This window comes from Pseudomonas marginalis, from assembly GCF_001645105.1.
GTDB lineage: Bacteria > Pseudomonadota > Gammaproteobacteria > Pseudomonadales > Pseudomonadaceae > Aquipseudomonas > Aquipseudomonas petroselini.
The window spans coordinates 162,743-175,902 of sequence record NZ_LKEG01000060.1 but is presented as its reverse complement, the minus strand read 5'-3'; the positions used below and the strand labels follow the sequence as shown (position 1 = coordinate 175,902).

At 61.6% G+C, this 13,160-nt stretch carries 9 protein-coding genes; 5 read left to right on the top strand and 4 right to left on the bottom strand.

What is annotated here, in order from left to right:
• Positions 1 to 164: 164 nt before the first annotated feature.
• The 3 genes from AO064_RS28530 to AO064_RS28520 all read right to left on the bottom strand — a co-directional run bounded on the left by AO064_RS28530 (position 165) and on the right by AO064_RS28520 (position 6,278).
• Positions 165 to 3,836, bottom strand: coding sequence for a translocation/assembly module TamB domain-containing protein (locus tag AO064_RS28530; protein WP_082894000.1), 3,672 nt, complete (start codon positions 3,834 to 3,836; stop codon positions 165 to 167).
• On the bottom strand, positions 3,836 to 5,563 hold the full coding sequence (locus AO064_RS28525; protein ID WP_064055349.1) for an autotransporter assembly complex protein TamA: 1,728 nt from the start codon (positions 5,561 to 5,563) through the stop codon (positions 3,836 to 3,838). The genes AO064_RS28530 and AO064_RS28525 overlap by 1 nt, the downstream gene beginning before the upstream one ends.
• A gap of 64 nt (positions 5,564 to 5,627) precedes the next feature.
• Complete coding sequence (locus tag AO064_RS28520; RefSeq protein ID WP_046035548.1) at positions 5,628 to 6,278, bottom strand: GNAT family N-acetyltransferase; 651 nt, start codon at positions 6,276 to 6,278, stop codon at positions 5,628 to 5,630.
• Positions 6,279 to 6,446: 168 nt separating this feature from the next.
• Between AO064_RS28520 and xthA the strand changes: the two genes are divergently transcribed.
• Positions 6,447 to 7,259 carry an exodeoxyribonuclease III gene (xthA, locus tag AO064_RS28515; RefSeq protein WP_064055348.1) on the top strand — a complete coding sequence of 271 codons (813 nt, stop codon included), beginning with the start codon at positions 6,447 to 6,449 and terminating at the stop codon, positions 7,257 to 7,259.
• Positions 7,260 to 7,396: 137 nt separating this feature from the next.
• On the top strand, positions 7,397 to 8,728 hold the full coding sequence (locus AO064_RS28510) for a substrate-binding domain-containing protein (RefSeq protein WP_064055347.1): 1,332 nt from the start codon (positions 7,397 to 7,399) through the stop codon (positions 8,726 to 8,728).
• A gap of 121 nt (positions 8,729 to 8,849) precedes the next feature.
• Here the strand turns inward: AO064_RS28510 and AO064_RS28505 are convergent, their stop codons facing one another.
• On the bottom strand, positions 8,850 to 10,079 hold the full coding sequence (locus AO064_RS28505) for an acyl-CoA dehydrogenase (RefSeq protein ID WP_064055346.1): 1,230 nt from the start codon (positions 10,077 to 10,079) through the stop codon (positions 8,850 to 8,852).
• Between the two features lie 151 nt (positions 10,080 to 10,230).
• Between AO064_RS28505 and AO064_RS28500 the strand changes: the two genes are divergently transcribed.
• The 3 genes from AO064_RS28500 (at position 10,231) to AO064_RS28490 (ending at position 12,683) form a co-directional block, all read left to right on the top strand.
• Positions 10,231 to 11,166, top strand: a complete 936-nt coding sequence (locus AO064_RS28500) for a LysR family transcriptional regulator (RefSeq protein WP_012725006.1) — start codon at positions 10,231 to 10,233, stop codon at positions 11,164 to 11,166.
• Positions 11,167 to 11,374: 208 nt separating this feature from the next.
• The gene (locus AO064_RS28495) at positions 11,375 to 11,767 is read left to right on the top strand and encodes a MerR family transcriptional regulator (RefSeq protein ID WP_064055345.1); all 393 of its coding nucleotides are present in this window, start codon (positions 11,375 to 11,377) and stop codon (positions 11,765 to 11,767) included.
• A gap of 16 nt (positions 11,768 to 11,783) precedes the next feature.
• Positions 11,784 to 12,683 carry a hydroxymethylglutaryl-CoA lyase gene (locus AO064_RS28490; RefSeq protein WP_064055344.1) on the top strand — a complete coding sequence of 300 codons (900 nt, stop codon included), beginning with the start codon at positions 11,784 to 11,786 and terminating at the stop codon, positions 12,681 to 12,683.
• The last annotated feature ends 477 nt before the right edge of the window (positions 12,684 to 13,160 follow it).

Sequence of the window (13,160 nt, the reverse complement as noted above, 5' to 3'; positions counted from 1 at the left end):
ACGAGATGTTACTGCTTAGGCAGCGAATGTCAAATGGAATAATTAGCTTGCTTGCTAATGTGGGAGGGGGCTTGCCCCCGATGGCGGTGTTTAAGTCGACTGCAACATGACTGACCCACCGCCATCGGGAGCAAGCCCCTCCCACATCTTTAATCGCGTAAACGTTAGAAATCGCGCTTGTAGAAGATATCCAGGGAGCTTGCCACGCCGCTTGCCACTTCCAGATACACCTTCTTGCTCAACAGATAGCGCAAGGCAATCGTGCTGGCGGGCTCGAACACGCCCACGCCGTAACGCAGGCTGAGTTTCTCGGTGATCTTGCCGCTGGCCACCACGGCGGTGTTGTTGCCACTGCCCTGGGTGTCGAGGTCGAAGTCCTGGATACCCAACTTGTTGGCAAGGTCCGAGGTGACCCCGGCGCTGCCCATCAACCCCAGGCCCAATGCGGCTTGCGCGAGCATATTGTTATCTTCGCCGGTGCTGCTCAACGGACGCCCCAGCACCAGATACGACAGCGCCTGTTCCTGGCTCATGGCCGGTTCCGAGAAGATTTGCGTGGTGGGCTGCTCGGCACTGCCGCTCAGGCGGATACCGGCGACCACATCATCGGTCTTGCGGATCGCTTCGATGTCCAGGTACGGCTGGTCCAGGGGCCCGGCGAACAGCAAGCGCGCTCGTCGCACATCCAGCCGCTGCCCGTAGGCACGGTAGCGGCCATCGTTGAGCCACAGCTCGCCACGGGTGTCGAGGTTGTCGCCGATATGCACCTGGCCCTGCACCTTGGCAGTGAGGCCGAAGCCCGAGAAGTTGAGCGTGTCTTCACCCACCACCACGTCGATATCCATGGCCATCGCCATCGGCGGCTTGCCCTCCTCGGTCTGGCTGCCGATGATCACCGTGTCATCCGAGACTTTGACGGTGGACGGCGGCAGCTCACGCACGGTGATATCGCCACGCGGGATGTGCACTTTACCGGCCACCGCCAGCTTGTCGTTCTTCAGGCTGATTTTCAGGTCGGGGGCCACCTCCAGCACGGCGTACGGTTCAACCGTGACCGGCAGTTGCGAGCCTTGCAGGCTGAGGTCCACCACCAGCGCCTGGCCCCAGTCGATCTGGCCCTTGAGGCTGCCCTGCCCCGCCTTGCCGCTGCGCCAGCCACCGTTGAGCTGCACGCTTTCGCCTGCGATCAGCGCTTGCACATTCAAGCCTTCGAGGCTGATGGGCAGTTCCGGCCCGGCAATCTCGCCACCCACCAGGTTCACGTTGCCGTTGACCTGCGGTGCCAGCAAGCCACCGGAAATACGACCATTGCCATTGAGCTTGCCGCTGAGGGTTTCCACCATCGGTACAAACGGCCGCGCCACCGCCAAGTCCAGCCCGACGAGGCTGAAGTTGCCGGTGATCGGTTTGTTTTTCGGCAACGGGTTGATCTGCGCCTGCAGCATCAACTCACCGAGCTTGCCGCCACGGAAGTTCAGCTGCGTGTCGATGCGTTTAGGGTTGAGGGTGGTTTCCAGCTTCAGGGTGTCGTAAGGGAAATCCAGCCACTGGTCCTTGTCCTTGACGCGCAGGATGCCACCACTGGCGTCCACCGAGACCAGGCCTTTAGGGCCGCTGTCCGGCAGGTCCAGTTGCAGGTCGGCGTTGAGCTTGCCCTGCCAGGCAAAATCCTTGGGCAAGAACGCCGCCAGGCTGTCGATGGGGAATTGCTTGAGGTGGTAGCGCAGCTTCGGTTCCGGCATCAGGCGCTGGTCTTCGCCGCACAGGCTGGCGGGCCCGGACACCCAGCAGTGCGCGGCAAAAGTGAGCTTGCCATCGGCCAGGCGCTCGATCTTCGCCGGCGCCTGCAGCTTCCAGTCCTGCCCGCCGGCTTGTACATCACCGCTGGCCAAGCGCCCGCGCCAGTTGCCTTTATCGAGAGTGCCATCCAAGGCCAGGGCCAGCTTGACCAGCGGGCCGACCAAATCCAGCTGGACCTTCTGATGCTGGATATCGCCTTGGGCGCTGGCGGTCAGGGTACCGACCTGGGTGTCGCCGGACTGGATGCCACTGCCCTTGAGATCGATCTTGGCGCGCTGGGCATTGTCCAGGCTGGCATCGAGGGTGAGGCTTTGCAGGCGATTGTCGGCAAACGCCAGTTGCTGGCCCTTGAGGCCCAGTTTGCCTTGGGGCGCCTTGAGACTGCCGGCCACGTCGAGCCGGCCGTTGACCTGCCCGCGCAGTTGCGGCCACAACTGGGCCAGGCGCGCCAGCTTGATATCAATCTGCCCGGCCAGGCGTTGTTGCAGGCTGCCACTGCCGTTGATGCGGTTGTCGCCGAGGCGGATATCCAGGTTAGCCAACGTCCATTGCTCGCCCGCCCCGTCGGCCTTGGCCGCCAGCACCGCGGTTTGACCGCGCAGGCGGCCCTTGAGGTCGAGGTCGGCATTCAGCTTGAGTTGCTCGTTCTTGAACTCGCCTTTACTGCGCAACGGCCCGGCCAGGGTGCCGGGCAATTCAGCCACCCAGTAAGCCGGGTTCAGCGCCGACAGGTCGAGGGCCGTGTCCCAGACAATGCCGTCGGCGAATTGCAGGTTCAGGTGGCCTTCAGCCTTGCCTTGGCCAGCGGTGAGTTTCAGTTCAGGCAGGAAGATTTGTTTAAGGTCGCCACTGAACGGCGTGACCACATTGAACTTGCCCGCCGGGCCATCGAGGTCCGCCTTGAGGTTGCCCAGGTAGTTGCCGTCCTTGTAGGAGATCTCACCATTGAACGTACGCAGCGCGACTTGCGGCTCGTCGATCACCGGATAGAGGCGATGCCAGGGGAAATCCAGCCAATCGATCTTGGCCTCGGCGCTGAAGCCTTGCTGCCAATCGAGTTGGGCGGTCAGCTTGAGGCTTTGCTTGTCACCGGCATTCAGGTCCAGGCCGGCAATCTGCGCGCCCTTGGCGTCGACCTTGCCTTGCAGCAGCAAGTCCACCGGGCCCTTTTCCGCCGGCAGCACGGCCTTGCCCAGTAATTGGTAGCCGCTGTTCAAGTCGCCTTTGGCGGTGAGGTCGAGTTGATTGAGTTGCAAGGTGTCGGGCAGATCGGCGCTGGGCTTGAAGCCGTCGGCAGTGATGTGCAATTGGGCCGGGAGGTTTTCCACCAGCGGTTGCAGCTCGCCGGTGAGCTTGGCCGGCAGGTAGCCACTGCTGTCCGCATTGAGCTTGAGGGTCTTGAGCAAATCGCCGTCGACGTTGAGGGCGACCTGCCACGGTGCGCCGCCCGGCGCGTAGGGCAGGCTCAGGTTACCGCTGGCGCTCAACGGCCAGTCGCCAATGGGTTGCAGCAGGCCGGCGAGGTCCAGCACCAGGCCATCGCGCTGCACATGCACCGAGTCGATCTGCAGGCCGGCGGCGGTCCAATGCGCCGCCAGTTGCAAGCCTTTGAATTCTTCGCTGCCGTTGAACAACAGGCTACCGACGCGAACGTCGCCCAGCTGGATGGCCAGCGGCAGTTTCAAGTCAGGCAGTGCGATCGGCCCGCTGCTTTCCTCGGTGCTTGGCGGGAATTGCAGGCTGACCTGTTCCACGTCCAAGCGGTCGATACACAAGGTCATGCGCAACAGGCACGCCGGCGACCAATCCCATTGGGGGGCCTGGAGTTCGACGCGACTGCTGCCCTGCTGCCACAACACATGGTCGGCGCTCCATTGGCCGCCCAGATGCCCCTGGAAATGCTCTACGCTCAACCCCGGTACACGCCCCAACGCCCAGCGGCTGCCCGCCTGAGTGCCCAGTACCGCCCACAGTGCCAGCAACAGCACCCCAAGGAGGGCCACCACGGCCAACCCTGCTATTTTCACACCACGCATCACAGCTCAGGCCCCATGGAAAAGTGCAATCGAACGCCGCCCGGATCTTCGAGGGCATGGGCCAGGTCTAGGCGGATCGGGCCGACCGGCGAAACCCAGCGGATACCCACGCCCACGCCGGTCTTGAGGCTGGGCATTTCCAGGGAATTGAAGGAATTGCCCTGGTCGATAAAGGTCGCGATCCGCCATTTCTCGGCGATGGAATACTGGTACTCGGCGCTCAGGGCCACCATGTAGCGGCCACCGATGCGGTCGCCACGGTCGTTCTCCGGTGACAGCGTCTGGTACTCGTAGCCGCGCACGCTCTGGTCGCCACCGGCAAAGAAGCGCAGCGACGGCGGCACCGACTGGTAGCCATTGGTGGCACTGCCGCCTACCTGGGCACGCGCCAGGAAGCGATGGTTGTCCCACAAGGTGGTCAGGCCTTTGACCATGGCCGTGCCGTAGAGCAGGTTGGTGTCGGAGCCCAAGCCCTCTTTCGCCACCTTGGTATCGAATTGCAGGCGATAGCCGTGGTGCGGGTCGATGCGGTTGTCACTGCGCAGGTAGGAATAGCTGATCCCCGGCATCACCAGGTTGCTCAGGCCGGAGTCATTACCCAGGCGATATTCTTCGCGCTGGTACTTGAGCGAGATCACTCGGGTCCAACCGCTGGGCAATTTGCTGTGCCACTCGGGGCCGAGGGTGAGCAATTTACTCAGGGTGTCGGTGTTGGCGATTTCTTCATTCTGATAGCCACCGGCGAAACGCAGCTTGTCGGTGAGCGGTGGGTCGAGCGGGATGTCATACCACAGGCCGACGTTCTGGCGTGGCGCCGACAGCTCGGCTTCCCAGCCATAGCTATGGCCCTGGGGGTTGACCCAGTGCCGGGTCCAGTTGGCTTTGCCGCGTGGACCGACGTCGGTGGAGAACCCCAGGCCCAAGCCCATGGTGCGCGGCTTGCGGGTCTCCAGGCGCACGGCGACCGGGATGATGTCGTTGGCCGAGGCGGCCGGGGCGGCGTCCACGCGCACGCCTTCGAAAAAACCGCTGGCTTGCAGGTTCTGGTTGAGTTCGGCGATCAGTTCGGAATCGTAGGGCGTGCCACTTTTGAACGGCACCATGCGTTGCAGCAGCTCTTCGTCAAACGGCGTATCGCCGGCGAAGCTGACCTTGCCCAGGGTGTAGCGCGGGCCGCTGTCGTAAACGAGTTCGATATCGGCGACACCCGCCTTCGGGTCCACCGCCAGTTGCTGTTGGGTGAAGCGCCCGCTGAAAAAGCCGTAGCGCGACGCCTGGTTCTGGATCAGACGCTTGGCGTCTTCGTAATGGCCGTGGTTGAGCACGGCGCCGGAGGTGAGGTCGTCGCTGACGGGCACGCGAAAGGCCTTGAGGTCGGCGGCAGGACCGTCGACCCGAATGGTCACGTTACGCAGATGCACCGGCTCGCCGGGGTCGATGGTGAGGATCAGGCGCGGATTCTTGCCGCCCTTCACATCGCTTTCGATCTGTGGCTGATAGAAACCCAGCGCCTGGGCGGCCTTGCGCGCCTGCTCCTCGGCGCCGCGGCTGAACCGCAGCAAGGCCTCTTCATCACGATCGCCCACCCCGCCGATATAGCCTTCGATGTTGGCTTTCAACGCGTCGTTTGAGGGCTTGATCCGCACGTCCAATTCGCTCTGCGCCAAGGCGCCGCAGCTTGTGAACAGCAGAACCAAGCCGCTGGTAAATCTTCCTGGAAACTTCATAGGCGCGGATGCTACACGAGCTGGGGAGAAACTTAGAACTCAGACAATTCTGAAAAATTCTGTGCTAAACCGTTACGGCCTGTAAGGCCTGGGGGTTGGGATGGAAAAAAACGTGCTCCAGGATCGGTCCTACAGCGACCTCACCAATTTCCTCATAGCCCTGACGCTTATAGAAATCCAGGTAGCGTGAATTGCCCGTGTCGAGCACCACACCGGACGAATGCGGGTCTTCGGCGCACCAGTTGTGCACGGCCTCCAGCAACTGCTCGCCATAATGTTTGCCCTGGAATTGCGGGTGGATCCCCAGCAGCGGCAACACGTGCACCGACTCATTGGGCAGGCACGCCAGCACGGCGTGGTGGTAGTCGAGATAACGCCGGGTACCGCGCACACCCGTGCTCAACCACATGCGCAATTGCCAGGCCCAGCTCTCGGTGATGCCCAGGCGCCGTTGCGGTGGCGCGATCAGGGCGATGCCGATCAGCCGGTCGTTGACGAACAGGCCAATCGCCGGCAGTTTCTGAAAGAAATGCTGTTTGACCAACTCGCGCACGGTGGCCCGTACGCGCTGCTCGTAGCCCGGACGCTCGGCTTCGAAGATATAGGCAAAGGTCGGCTCATGACGATAGGCCTGATACAGCAGGGAACGGGCCTCGCGGGAATAGCCGCTGTTGAGCAGGCGAATTTCAGCAATGGCAGTCGAAGTGTCCGGCATACAATCAATCTCCCTGGGCGCCGCTCAGGAGGCGGCGTTCTTATGGGTACGAACCCACGCAGCACGAGTCGTTCCCAGACATTAGCAGCGCATCTGCCCTACCGCCACGCTGGCCCCCGTCCGACTTGTCCGCTAGCATCGCCCTTTTGCCAGACTGGACTGCCGACCATGAAAATCGTCTCCTTCAATATCAACGGGCTGCGCGCCCGCCCTCATCAGCTGGCGGCGCTGATTGAAAAGCACCAGCCCGACGTGATCGGCCTGCAGGAAACCAAGGTCCACGATGACCAATTCCCCCTCGCCGAAGTACAAGCCCTGGGCTATCACGTGTACTACCACGGGCAGAAAGGCCACTACGGTGTGGCCCTGCTCTCGCGCCAGCCGGCGCTAAGCCTGCACAAAGGCTTTGCCAGTGACGAAGAAGACGCCCAGCGCCGGTTTATCTGGGGCACTTTCGCCGACGAACATGGCCAGCCAGTGACCATCATGAACGGCTATTTCCCACAAGGCGAAAGCCGCGACCACCCCACCAAATTCCCGGCTAAGCAGCGCTTTTACGAAGACCTGCAACAGTTGCTGGAAAGCCAGTTCAGCAATGACCAGGCGCTGGTGGTGATGGGCGACGTGAACATTTCCCCGGAAGACTGCGACATCGGCATCGGCGCCGACAACGCCAAGCGTTGGCTGAAAACCGGCAAGTGCAGCTTCCTGCCGGAAGAACGCGAATGGATCGCGCGCCTGAAAAACTGGGGCCTGGTGGACAGCTTCCGCCACTTGAATCCGGACGTGGCGGACCGCTTCAGCTGGTTCGACTACCGTAGCCGTGGGTTCGAAGATGAGCCCAAGCGCGGCCTGCGGATTGACGTGATCATGGCGTCCAATGGCCTGCTGCCGCGGGTCAAGGACGCCGGGGTGGACTACGACCTGCGCGGGCTGGAAAAGCCGTCGGACCATGCGCCGATCTGGCTGGAACTGAGCTGATTTCAGGACCGTACCCGGTCAAAATGTGGGAGGGGATTGCCCCTTCCCACGTTTAGCCTTGCAGCGCGCCAGTCATATTTATGCAACCTACCTGACTTATTCTCGCGGCACTCCCTTTGGCTTGAGAAGGTGCCGGCATGAGGCTGCGCGTTCTGTTCCTGCTGACCCTGTTTCCCGTCTTCGCTGTTTGCGCTCCCCTTCCCGTCCCCGACCAAGGCCCTGCACTGCGCATCCAGGGTTCCAATACCATTGGCGCTGCGTTGGGCCCGGCGCTGGTCAAGGGCTTGATGGAGCATCAGGGCCTGCAGGCAGTGCACACTGAACCGGCCGAAGGTGCCAATGAACAGCGCGTGATCGGCAAGACGCGTCAGGGCAAGACCGTGACCATTGAGGTCGCCGCACACGGTTCCAGCACCGGTTTCACTGCGCTTAAAAAGTCCACTGCCGACCTGGCGGCCTCCTCCCGTCCGATCAAGGACAGTGAACTGGTCGATCTGGAACCCCTCGGCGACCTGAAAAGCCCTGAAGCCGAACAGGTGATCGCCATCGACGGCTTGGCCATCATCCTCAACCCGCAAAACCCGTTGAACACCCTGAATACCGAGCAACTGGCGCAGCTCTTCAATGGTGAGATCAGCACCTGGGAGGCCGTGGGCGGCGTCGGCGGGCCGATTCATGTGTACGCGCGCGATGATCAGTCCGGCACCTACGACACGTTCAAAGACCTGGTACTGCGCCTGCGCGGCAAACCGCTCGTGCCCTCCGCCAAGCGTTTCGAGTCCAGTGAGCAGTTGTCCGATGCGGTCAGTCAGGATCCGCAGGGCATCGGCTTTATCGGCTTGCCCTACGTGCGCCAGGCCAAGGCAGTGGCAATTGTGGACGGCGACTCACAACCGATGTTGCCGCTCAATAGCCTGATCGCCACCGAGGATTACCCGTTGTCCCGTCGGCTGTTCTTTTACCTGCCGCCGTCGGGGCACAACCCGTGGGCCAAGGCGCTGGTGGACTTTACCCAGAGCAGCAAGGGCCAGGCGATTGTCGCGGCGAGCGGGTTTATCGCCCAACAGGTGCAGGCGATGGACGTCGAACCGCGCGCCTCGATGCCCGAGGACTATCAAACCATCGCCCGCGAGGCACAGCGCCTGACGGTGAATTTTCGTTTCGAAGAAGGCAGCGCCAGCCTCGACAACAAAGCACGCCAGGATCTGCAGCGGGTGGTGGCTTATATAAAAAGCCACGACAAGCTGGATAAGCAGGTGACGCTGGTGGGGTTTGGTGACGCGAAGAATGACCCGCAGCGCGCCGCGTTGCTGTCCAAGCTCAGGGCGATGGCGGTGCGCCGAGAGCTGGTCAAGAGCGGTGTGGTACTGAGGGAGATTCGCGGGTTTGGCGCGCAGATGCCAGTGGCGGCGAATACGGCGGATGAGGGCCGGATCAAGAACCGGCGGGTGGAGGTGTGGGTTTACTGAGGACTGATGGATCTTCATTGCCTGATCCGGCCTCATCGGGGGCAAGCCCCCTCCCACATTTTGATCTGTGAACACATCCAAGTGTGGGAGGGGACTTGCCCCCGATGCAGGCGACGCGCTGTTACTGCCCGCCGCGCATCAGCTCTTTAGGCACGTACTTGCCAATTTCGAACTTGCCGATCGCCGCCCGATGCACTTCGTCCGGACCATCGGCCAGGCGCAGGGTGCGTTGCATGGCATACATGTAGGCCAGCGGGAAGTCGTTGGAAACCCCGGCACCGCCATGGATCTGGATCGCGCGGTCGATCACCTTCAACGCTACGTTCGGCGCCACCACCTTGATCTGAGCGATTTCACTTTTCGCCACTTTGTTACCCACGGTGTCCATCATGTACGCCGCCTTCAGAGTCAGCAGGCGCGCCATGTCGATCTCCATCCGTGAGTCGGCGATCTTGTCGATATTGCCGCCCAGGCGGGCCAGCGGTTTGCCAAACGCGGTACGGCTGACAGAACGCTTGCACATCAATTCCAGTGCGCGCTCGGCCATGCCGATGGAGCGCATGCAGTGGTGGATACGGCCAGGGCCCAGGCGGCCTTGGGCGATTTCAAAGCCGCGGCCTTCGCCGAGCAGAACGTTCTCATAAGGTACGCGTACGTTGTAGAACAGCACTTCGGCGTGGCCGTGGGGGGCATCGTCGTAACCGAACACCGGCAGGGGGCGCACGATTTTCACGCCAGGAGTGTCCACTGGCACCAGGATCATCGAATGCTGCTGGTGGCGCGGTGCATCGGGGTTGCTCAGGCCCATGAAGATCAGGATCTTGCAGCGCGGGTCGCAGGCGCCGGAGGTCCACCATTTTTTGCCGTTGATCACCCACTCGTCGCCCTGGCGTTCGGCGCGGGCGGCCATGTTGGTTGCGTCCGAGGACGCCACGTCCGGCTCGGTCATGGCGAACGCCGAGCGGATCTCGCCGCGCAGCAGCGGTTCCAGCCAGCGTTGTTTCTGCTCTTCGTTGGCGTAGCGCACCAGCACTTCCATGTTGCCGGTGTCGGGGGCGGAGCAGTTGAACGGCTCCGGGCCCAGCAGGGAGCGGCCCATGATTTCGGCGAGTGGCGCATATTCAAGGTTGGTCAGCCCGGCGCCCAATTCGGATTCCGGCAGGAACAGGTTCCACAGGCCTTCGGCTTTGGCCTTGGCTTTCAGCTCTTCCATGATTGCGGTGGGCTGCCAGCGATCGCCTTCGCTGACTTGGCGCTCGAACACCGGCTCGGCCGGGTAAACGTAAGCATCCATGAACGCAGTGACGCGTTCACGCAGTTCCTGAACCTTGGGCGAATAGGCGAAATCCATGAGCAGCTCCCTTCTCTGAGAGGTTGTTTAGGTCATGCAATCGATGCTAGAACAGCGTTGATAATTTACCTAGCCTATTCTCGGCGTGTATTAACATTCATCACCGATATATGATCGACGTATGGCCACCTAACAATAAGAGCGCTACGCAATGAATCTGAGCAAGGTCGACCTCAACCTGTTTATCGTCTTTGACGCGATCTACACCGAAGCCAACCTGACCCGCGCCGGGCAGATTGTCGGCATCACCCAGCCGGCGGTGTCCAACGCGCTAGCCCGTCTGCGTGAGACCTTCAACGATCCGCTGTTCGTGCGTACCGCCCAAGGCATGGTGCCCACGCCGATGGCGCAGAACATCATCGGCCCGGTGCGCAATGCGTTGTCGTTGCTGCGGGTGTCGGTGCAGGAAAGCCGCATTTTCAACCCACAGCAGGCGGCCAAGACCTACCGCATCAGCATGACCGACCTCACCGAGGCGGTGATCCTGCCGCTGCTGTTCCAGCGCCTGCGCCGCCTGGCGCCCACCGTGGTGATCGAGAGTTTCCTGTCCAAACGCCGCGAGACCACCAAGGAGCTCGCCGCCGGGCGCCTGGACTTCGCCGTGGATGCGCCGTTGAACACCGATCCGCAGGTACGTCACGTCAAGCTGATGGAAGACCGCTACGTGTGCGCCATGCGCAAGGGCCATCCCATGGCCGGCAAGGACAAACTGACCCTGGATGACTACCTGTCGCTGACCCATATCCATATTTCCAGCCGCCGCAACGGCTTGGGCCACGTCGACCTGGCCTTGGGCAAGATGGGCATCCAGCGCAAGATCGCCCTGCGCTCCCAGCATTACCTGATGGCTTCACAAGTGTTGCAGCAGACCGACATGGTCATGACCGTGCCCGAACGCTTCGCCCGCCGCCACGAACTGCACTGGTTCAACCTGCCGGTCAACGATGTGCCACCGGTGGAAACCCACCTGTACTGGCACGAAAGCACTGACCAGGACCCGGCCAACCGCTGGATGCGCGAGCAGATGATCGAGTTGTGCCAGCAGGTCACGGCCCACGAAAAGAAACTGGATGGCAAACAACCCTAACTTGTAGTGAGCGGGCTTGCCCCGCGCTGGGTGGCGAAGCCGCCCTAGAAAAGACACCACCGAGTCCCAGATAAACCCAGGTCGCCTGGTTTGGGGCGGCTTCGCCGCCCAGCGCGGGGCAAGCCCACTCACTACAAGAGCGCGACCCTTGACGTTAACGTCAAGCAGCCATTAGCTTAGCGCCCAAGACATCTTCTCGGGCACTACCATGAGCACGACCTACAGCATCTCCGACCTCGCCCGCGAGCTCGACATCACCACGCGCGCCATTCGCTTCTATGAGGAACAAGGGCTGCTGGCCCCGGAACGCCGGGGCCAGGAGCGTATCTACTCGGCCCGCGACAAGGTCAGCCTCAAGCTGATCCTGCGCGGCAAACGCATCGGCTTTTCCCTGGCGGAATGCCGCGAGCTGATCGAACTCTACGACCCCACCAGTGGCAACCACGTGCAACTCAACAGCATGCTGGCAAAAATCGCCGAGCGCCGTGAGCAGTTGGAACAGCAACTGCTGGATATCGAACAGATGAAGCTGGAACTGGACACCGCCGAAGAGCGCTGCACCCAAGCCCTGGCCACCACCCTGCGCCAGGCCGGCCATTGATCAGAAGGTAACTGCCATGTCCCTCCCCTCACACGTACGCCTGGTGGAAGTCGGCCCGCGCGACGGCCTGCAGAACGAAGCCCAACCTATCAGCGTGGCGGACAAAGTCCGGTTGGTGGACGCACTCAGCGCTGCCGGCTTGAGCTATATCGAAGTCGGCAGTTTCGTGTCGCCCAAGTGGGTGCCGCAGATGGCCGGCTCGGCCGAGGTATTCGCGCAGATCCAGCGCAGGCCCGGCGTGACCTACGGTGCCCTGGCGCCGAACCTGCGCGGTTTCGAGGACGCATTGGCAGCCGGCGTGAAGGAAGTGGCGGTGTTTGCGGCTGCGTCCGAGGCGTTTTCCCAGCGCAATATCAATTGTTCCATCAGCGAAAGCCTGGAACGCTTTGCGCCGATCATGGCGGCGGCCAGGCAGCACGGAATCAGCGTGCGTGGTTATGTGTCGTGCGTGCTGGGCTGCCCGTATGAAGGCGAGATTGCGCCGGCGCAAGTGGCGGCGGTCGCGCGGGAGTTGTATTCCATGGGCTGCTATGAGGTGTCCCTGGGCGACACCATCGGCACCGGCACGGCGGGCGCCACGCGGCGGCTGTTCGAGGTGGTCGGCGCGCAGGTGCCACGAGACAAGCTGGCGGGGCACTTCCACGATACGTATGGCCAGGCTATCGCGAATATCTACGCCAGCCTGCTGGAGGGCATCGCGGTGTTCGACAGCTCTATCGCGGGCCTCGGCGGCTGCCCCTACGCCAAGGGCGCCAGCGGTAACGTCGCCACCGAAGATGTGCTGTACCTGCTCAACGGCCTGGGCATCGAGACCGGTATCGACCTGCAGGCATTGATTGGCGCGGGCCAGCAAATCAGCAACGTGTTGGGCCGACCCACCGGGTCGCGCGTGGCCAAGGCGCGTAACACCGGTTGAGTAGCGTAGCCGTGACAATGTGTTACCGCACGCCTACACATCGAGTAACACGGGAACATATTTTGTCGTATTTGCCGCAGGACATTTCCCACCAAAAAATCAAACCCTTGATTTTAAAGACTTTTTAAAAGTTGGCACGGCTTCTGCTATCTCTATGGCATAACAAGAATAAAAAGCACCAAGCCTAATAAAAATAAGACGAAACGACTCTGACATAACAAAAACAACACGGCAGAGACGCAGCTAACAGATTTTTTTGGAGAAGATGTGCTTCGCAGGGTACGGCGTGCCGAAACCCGCAACCGGTTAGAGAAAAATAAAACTACCTCAGGTAGCTACCCACTGGTTGGATCGATAACGAAGAAGCAGATCAGCGCTCAAAAAAATACGTTTGCTCTTGACCCCGAATGGGGGTCGCCAAAAACAGCGGTAAAGGGTAACGGTTGCCAAAAACAACAATAGACCGCCCCTCAATAA

Coding starts and splice junctions, on each gene's coding strand:
- AO064_RS28505 (WP_064055346.1), bottom strand. CDS start 10,079: ATGGATTTCGCCTATTCGCCCAAGGTTCAGGAACTGCGTGAACGCGTC.
- xthA (WP_064055348.1), top strand. CDS start 6,447: ATGAAAATCGTCTCCTTCAATATCAACGGGCTGCGCGCCCGCCCTCAT.
- AO064_RS28510 (WP_064055347.1), top strand. CDS start 7,397: ATGAGGCTGCGCGTTCTGTTCCTGCTGACCCTGTTTCCCGTCTTCGCT.
- AO064_RS28530 (WP_082894000.1), bottom strand. CDS start 3,836: ATGCGTGGTGTGAAAATAGCAGGGTTGGCCGTGGTGGCCCTCCTTGGG.
- AO064_RS28520 (WP_046035548.1), bottom strand. CDS start 6,278: ATGCCGGACACTTCGACTGCCATTGCTGAAATTCGCCTGCTCAACAGC.
- AO064_RS28495 (WP_064055345.1), top strand. CDS start 11,375: ATGAGCACGACCTACAGCATCTCCGACCTCGCCCGCGAGCTCGACATC.
- AO064_RS28525 (WP_064055349.1), bottom strand. CDS start 5,563: ATGAAGTTTCCAGGAAGATTTACCAGCGGCTTGGTTCTGCTGTTCACA.
- AO064_RS28490 (WP_064055344.1), top strand. CDS start 11,784: ATGTCCCTCCCCTCACACGTACGCCTGGTGGAAGTCGGCCCGCGCGAC.
- AO064_RS28500 (WP_012725006.1), top strand. CDS start 10,231: ATGAATCTGAGCAAGGTCGACCTCAACCTGTTTATCGTCTTTGACGCG.